4 protein-coding genes are annotated in these 6566 nt (G+C 32.1%); 1 reads left to right on the top strand and 3 read right to left on the bottom strand.

Annotated elements, in window-relative coordinates; genetic code table 11:
* Window positions 1-441: 441 nt before the first annotated feature.
* The 3 genes from BFL01S_RS18350 to BFL01S_RS18340 form a co-directional block, all read right to left on the bottom strand.
* Entirely contained in the window at window positions 442-1323 is an 882-nt protein-coding gene (locus BFL01S_RS18350) for a hypothetical protein (RefSeq protein ID WP_061786580.1), read from the bottom strand.
* A gap of 249 nt (window positions 1324-1572) precedes the next feature.
* Window positions 1573-2256 carry a hypothetical protein gene (locus BFL01S_RS18345; protein WP_061786579.1) on the bottom strand — a complete coding sequence of 228 codons (684 nt, stop codon included), beginning with the start codon at window positions 2254-2256 and terminating at the stop codon, window positions 1573-1575.
* Entirely contained in the window at window positions 2253-2921 is a 669-nt protein-coding gene (locus BFL01S_RS18340; RefSeq protein ID WP_061786578.1) for a hypothetical protein, read from the bottom strand. The genes BFL01S_RS18345 and BFL01S_RS18340 overlap by 4 nt, the downstream gene beginning before the upstream one ends.
* 289 nt (window positions 2922-3210) lie before the next feature.
* Here BFL01S_RS18340 and BFL01S_RS18335 point away from each other — a divergent pair, with 289 nt between their 5' ends.
* Window positions 3211-6447, top strand: a complete 3237-nt coding sequence (locus tag BFL01S_RS18335) for a hypothetical protein (RefSeq protein WP_061786577.1) — start codon at window positions 3211-3213, stop codon at window positions 6445-6447.
* Window positions 6448-6566: the final 119 nt, after the last annotated feature.

The raw sequence follows: 6566 nt of genomic DNA, 5'->3' as shown, positions 1-6566 counted from the left end.
CTTATGTCCCAGCCTCTTCTTTTTGTACAACCATAATTACCCCCTCCGAAAACCCCCACCTCAAACCCGCATTCCACCGTCCGAGTTAAAATAAAGTTTACCGACAGGACCCCCACTTTTCCACTTTTTCGGTTCAAAAACGCACGTATTTCCACCTCTTTTCCGCCTGTTTTTTCATCTTTTTTTCTGTTTTAAAATAAAGTTCTCCGAGAATGTTGAGTGAAGGAAACATGAGTAAACATAGATGGGGCAAGGGCTGGGCATGAAAAAGACCCAGAATTCGGAAATGTTTATTTTCACGAAAACCGGATCTGAATCGGTAATGTTTATTTTGACTGAGAGATGTTTATTTTAGTTAGACATAGTAGAAAAAAGAGTTTTGAGAAATGAGTAATAAATTATTACTTTCTTTTTTGGTTTCATGCGACTGATACATTTAAACTAAATAAGTCTTTTTTGAATCAACCACAAGAATACATCTTCAGTCATTCTTAATATCAGTAACGCATCTTCTTGTGAAGGATTATCCTCGCCGTGTGGACCTAGCCCCGACATACCACTATACAAAGTAGCCATTATACGATATCTGTTAGCACCTTTGTTCTTTTCCAACCAGTATTTAAAAATCTTGTTTTTACTTTTTAATTCAGTACCGTTTTCTATGATAGTTTCACCTGTGGCTGATAATATTCCCCTTAAATAATCACCGTTTTCAGAATCAAGTATAGCAAATATCTTTTCATATGCTGTTCTGCAATTATCTATACAGCTTTTAAAATTTCCATTACTATATGTCTCTAAGGCTTCATTATAGTATCTTAAAATATCCGGATGATTTATATTAAGTTCGTTTCTCATGACTGACATTTCACGTTGTCTTTCTATCTCTCCAGAGGATAGATACTGAAGTGAGTAACGTTCCCCTATTTCGGTACTTTCAATTTGCAATTCATAACCTAATAACTGAACACAATTGCTTATTTGACTTAGTAAATAATCGTCTTCAATATTGTCCAACCTTCTAAAAATTTCATTTAAAAATTCATTTAAAAGCTCCTTTTCATGTTTAATTCTATTACAGACTTTTAACATTCCTAATTCAGGATTAAAACTATCATTGTCATTTGTATAACCTCTATTGTAAGAGTACGGGTTGAAATAGTTACTATATTCATCAACTAACGAAGATAGCCCCACACAACTGAGCACTTGTTCCAACCACTCATTCCCATTTTTATTGGCTACTCTTCTAACAGGCATATCCAAATAAAAACATAATTGTGCCAAACTCTTCTCCTCACGACTATCCAAAACCAGTTCCATGCTACTTCAATCCTTTCTTAATTATAATTTTCTTTTACTTTTAATCCTAAGACATTCATTCAAAAAATTCTGTGCCAATGAAATTAAGTAAACTTGTTAAAAAGTGTACCAGAGGATGAGAGCAAAATATTAAAAAAGAACTATTTTATACTCTAAACCTTTCAATTTGAAGACTCTTTAACTAGCTTTCCATAGGAAAATTAGCATATAAGCACCGTATCAATCTTCTTTTTCTATGTTAAATAACACTTAATCTATTATGTACAATGGAGACAAATCCATTTTTTTGGCGATGTTAAATATATAAGGTGACACTTCACTTATGTTTAAGAACTCTTGAACTGCAAAAACATAAGCATGATATTTTTTGTAAGTCTGGTTGGTGGTACCGTATAATTGATTACAAACTTTAGAATCAAAAATAGGAAATAATCTAGGGCAAATAAAATGTAAAAGTTTTGTAGTTGAGGACAACTGAGTATCCAAGCTAGGCTTATTATGTAGCAAATAGCCGGCAGGGGATAGAAATTCTCTGATTGCCACATCATAATATCCCTTATATGATGCAAATATTGTTTCTCCATGATATTTAGGACCATGATATGCAGTATTTCCAATAGATGATAGGTTTGCATCAAAAAAGATTAATTCTAACTCGTTTAAACAAGAAATGATTTTTTCCAAATCATCTGTACTTCTGTTAAAAGAGGAAAGTGGTATTTTTGGAAGCCATGAATAAACTAATGCTACTCGTTCAACCCATACTCCGATATGTGTTTCTCCCCTTGTCTCATTAAATCTTTCAATGAACCGTCTATATGTGAGATTATACCAGTTATTTTGTGATCTGAATCTATTAACTGAGGTTTCAACTGCATTGTTAGTAAGTGTGTTATTTAATTTTAGTAATATTCGTCCCTTTATATCTTTCATCGTTGATTACTACCTTCAGTTAAAAGAGATACACAATTAGCTAATTCTCTCTTTTTAGTTTTAGTTACAAATTCCTCTTCAAAACACATGAAAGAATACCCAAGGTCATCTTGTTCACAGATTGCAATTCTAACTTCCTCTAGCCCTTTTGGAGTGAAATAATATGCACATACACGTTCAACTTCACCTTCATCGTACCTATAAATCATAAGAGCATTAGAATTTTGAATAGAGTTTTTTTGTAAAACTAGGTTATTTAGATAGTCTATTCGTTTTTCTGTTTCTATGAATTGTATTCCAATTACGTTATGAGGTACATATTCTTCCTCAGTTTGTGAGAATAATTTTTCAATTGTTTCAACGTCTTTACTCCAAGAATTCTCCCTTTCGAGATGAAGTGCAAGATATAAGAAATACTGATCATCTACTCTTGAATCCCATTTCCACCATGATAAATCCATTGGTCTGGATCGCCCTTTAGTCTTATCAAACTTAGAATCTTCTATATAGGCATCAAAACCCAACATTTCCCCAAGTTTAGCAAAGTATTCTATTTCACGATTTGTGAACATGGAGCGATTATGTAATTGGGATAAATTCAGTCTACGATAATTACGTACATAACCCTCAAATAATTGTATTAAATTTAAAAATTGCTTTTCCATTCCAATCCACCCTCTTTTCCCCCGAAAATACAAGCCAGACTAAGTCAAATGGTTGAACAAAGCAGCCGATCAATCGTTTATCTATTAACGCACGATAGGAATTCTTTCATCTTGTTATTATATAACATTATCAGACTCCATATTAGCCATTGTACCAGAAAAAGAAACTCACAAAGAGCAATGGTAACATCAGTTTATAGAATTTTGGTATAATTATAATAGTTAAAATGCCTCAAGACATTACTTTTTGGAGATATCAAATTTAGCATTTAAGAAAGGAGAATTTTTTTTGGAAAGGCAAAAAGAGTTTTTCAGAAAAATTCATCCAGAACAATTTTCAGATACGAAGATAGTAAAAGTTGGTCATTTAGACAGAAATTTTTTCTCATATTTCTTAGAAACCTTAACCAATGAAGGAAGAGAAAAAGAATTCGAGGAGTTTTGCAGAAAAATTGCAGAGGTAGAAATTTGTCCAAATCTCCTTCCACAAACAGGTCCTACTGGTGGTGGTGATAGTAAGGTGGATAGCGAGACATACCCTGTCTCTGAAGTTTTGGCAAGTACTTGGTATTATGGTTACGGAAATGATTCTGCAACTAACAGGTGGGCTTTTGCAATAAGTGCAAAAAGAGATTGGAAACCAAAAGTTAAATCTGATGTAGCAAAAATAATTAAAGTTAACGATGAGTTGAATCGTAATTATACCAAAATATTTTTCATGACGAATCAATATGTATCGGATAAAAAACGAGCTGAAACTGAAGATGAGCTTCGTAATCAATTTAATATTGATGTAAGAATTTTAGACAAAAATTGGCTTTTAGAAAAGGTGTTTTCTAATGATAACAAAGAAATAGCTATAAACTCTTTTCATCTGTCAGATAGCTTCCGTGACGAGAAGCAAATTGGTGCAATGGATTTGAAAAGATTAAGAGAACTTGAAGAAATTGAAAAGGCCCTAAAAAAACCTACCGAAATAAAACCATCAAAATGTTTGGCCATGGCTAAAAGATGTATTACTCTTGGTCGACAATTAGAATTGCCTAAGGATAAGATGGTTGGAATTCTGGAAAGAGCCCAATCACTATCGGAAAAATTCGGAATGAAAGTAGATAGGGCTGAAGTAATATACCAATACGCTTGGACAATATTCTGGTGGTATCCAGATACTACCTTATACTATAAAAAATATAAAGAATACGAAAAGTTAACACTTGACGATTCTAACGTTGAACAACTTAAAAATTTAGCAACTTTATGGATGAATCTCTTTTCATTATCACATGATGAAGAGCTAATACCTATCAAGGAACACACAGAAATCCTAATAAATGAACACAAAAAGTATATTGATGATTTAACTAGACCTAATGCTTCTTTAGAAGCAAGAGCAAGCTATCAAATGGTAAGGACAATGTTGGGTGATGATATTAATGATATTCTAAAGCAATATGTAGATATCATAAATCAAAGTGATGGTAATCTCGACTTTAACCTATATCCCATAAACAAGTTAATTATGAAAACTCCAATTTATAAAGATTCACCTTACTATAGTGAAATTTTTGAGTTGTTACTTGAAAAAATGGGATCCCAATCTCAGGATTTAGAAATGGCAAAGATGTTAACTAGAAGAGGAATCGATTTAATAGACCATCCCTATAAAGCAATCCAATATTTTAGTCGGTCACTTAATAAACTATTTAAGGAAGAAAGTAAAGATGATTTAATCTTTACATTGGTAAATATGGCTTCTTCTTTTGAAAAAATAGGGCTTTATTGGGCATCAAGAAATTTTTATATGTATGTATTTTATTTATGTACAAATCAATACTTAAAGTTTGGGGAATTGAATCCTGCATTGATAGTATCTGCAAATAGGTTGAAGTATGTAGAACTAAAATTTGGTAGAATAATGAATTCAATAGAGTTCGATAATTTAGAAAAGATATCAAAGCAATTATACCCAGAGGAAATAGATGAGCAACAAATTGAGGATATTTATGATTATATTCTTGGTATTCAAATGTTTAGAGTGGAATTTTCAAAGCTATCTAACTTAGAATCTCTCCCAGATTATTTATTAGAAAGAGACTTGCCTTTCTCATCTATTGCCCTAAAGTATGAGCTTGGATACTACGATGATGAAATGCTAGATGAGTTTAATAGAAATAAAGATGCGTTTGATGATTTTATTTATAAATGGTACAATCAACCCGCCAAAGAGCAAATGATTGGTATGCCTTGGTTTGGATTTGAAAATGAAGTTGTTTTCACCTCTAAAATACTTGGCTGCCAAATAAAAGTCCTATCTCCAAATAATGCTTTGTGTATGGAAATTGGTTCTACAATTCTTGCTTCGATTGAGAGCTTTTTCGTTACAGGAATGCAAAACAAATTGTTACCATTAGCTGACTCAATTATATTTAAAATTGATTATATTGATGATCCTTCATTTCAATTAAGGTTAGAAATAGACGAGACCAGAAAGAACCAAGCAAAGATCGTTTGTTCTAATTATTCAAAAGAGGATTTTGCTGGAGTGCAGGAACAAATGCAAAACTTTTTATTAGAGGTTCTAGGATATACTGTTTCTATTTTATTCCCTTACGAAAAAGCAATGGGAAGTATAGAAAAGATGATAAAAAATGAAAATGCACTTGATAGATCACAGACATTTTCTAATAGTGTATTTTATGTATTAGAAAATTTAGGAGTAGGCATTTATAATTACAGCTTAGAAACTGAACAGTATAAATCTTATAGTCTTTTAAGAACTGAAAAAGTTCCAATTAAAAATGAGGATTTGGAAAAAAATGAGGATGTAAAAACTGAGGAAAAGTTGAAAATTCATTATGAGGAACCTCCCAAGGATCTAAATTTTGAGAATACTAGCCAAGAGAATATTAGTACGAGCACAATTATTAATATACCCTTATGGGACAAAGCAAAGTGGAAGGGAATTAATTTTATTGGTACTGTTCAAAACGATATCCCTCCGATTCTCTCTCCAGTATTTCTGGATAAATCCGGAGTACAAATTTTCAAAGAATGGATATCTGAATACGGTTCAATTGATAAGTACAACAAAATAAAGATAGGTATTATTAAAGGTATTAATAAGAATAATCCAAATTGGTATAGGGTTATTATTGGTAGTGATCCATCTAACGATAAAACAATTACAAAAAGTACAGAAATTATATCAACCATTAATAGATTGCACACTATGGAAGCCATAACATCAGAGAATTTACATCGTTTTGAGCAGAATTTAAGCAATTTCCCCGTTTTCATTTTTGCCCCGTCAATTATGGGGAATGGAGTCGAAAATATTAAATTCAAAAAAGAATTTGCAATCCATAAAGAGAAGAAAAGCATATTTATATGTAATGCCTGGGAAATTACAGAGAGTGACTTTTTCCTCACGACCGGCATAATGCCCTTTGACGAACCTGTTATTCCAAAGGGAATAAATAATCCATTTGTACTAAAGTTAATTGAGAATAAAAAGAGATTTCTTTAAAGAGAAGCTGAGGCAATAAGTTCAGTGTAGTTGCTTCAGCTTCTTCAATTTTTTTCTATTCCAATCCCAATGTCTGCAAGGCCTTTAAGCTCGAGTCTAAGTACTTCTCTCTAAGATAT

Origin of the sequence: Priestia flexa NBRC 15715, from assembly GCF_001591565.1 — a bacterium.
Lineage (GTDB): Bacteria > Bacillota > Bacilli > Bacillales > Bacillaceae_H > Priestia > Priestia flexa.
The sequence above is the reverse complement of the archived record's forward strand: the minus strand, read 5'-3'. Positions and strand labels throughout refer to the sequence as shown.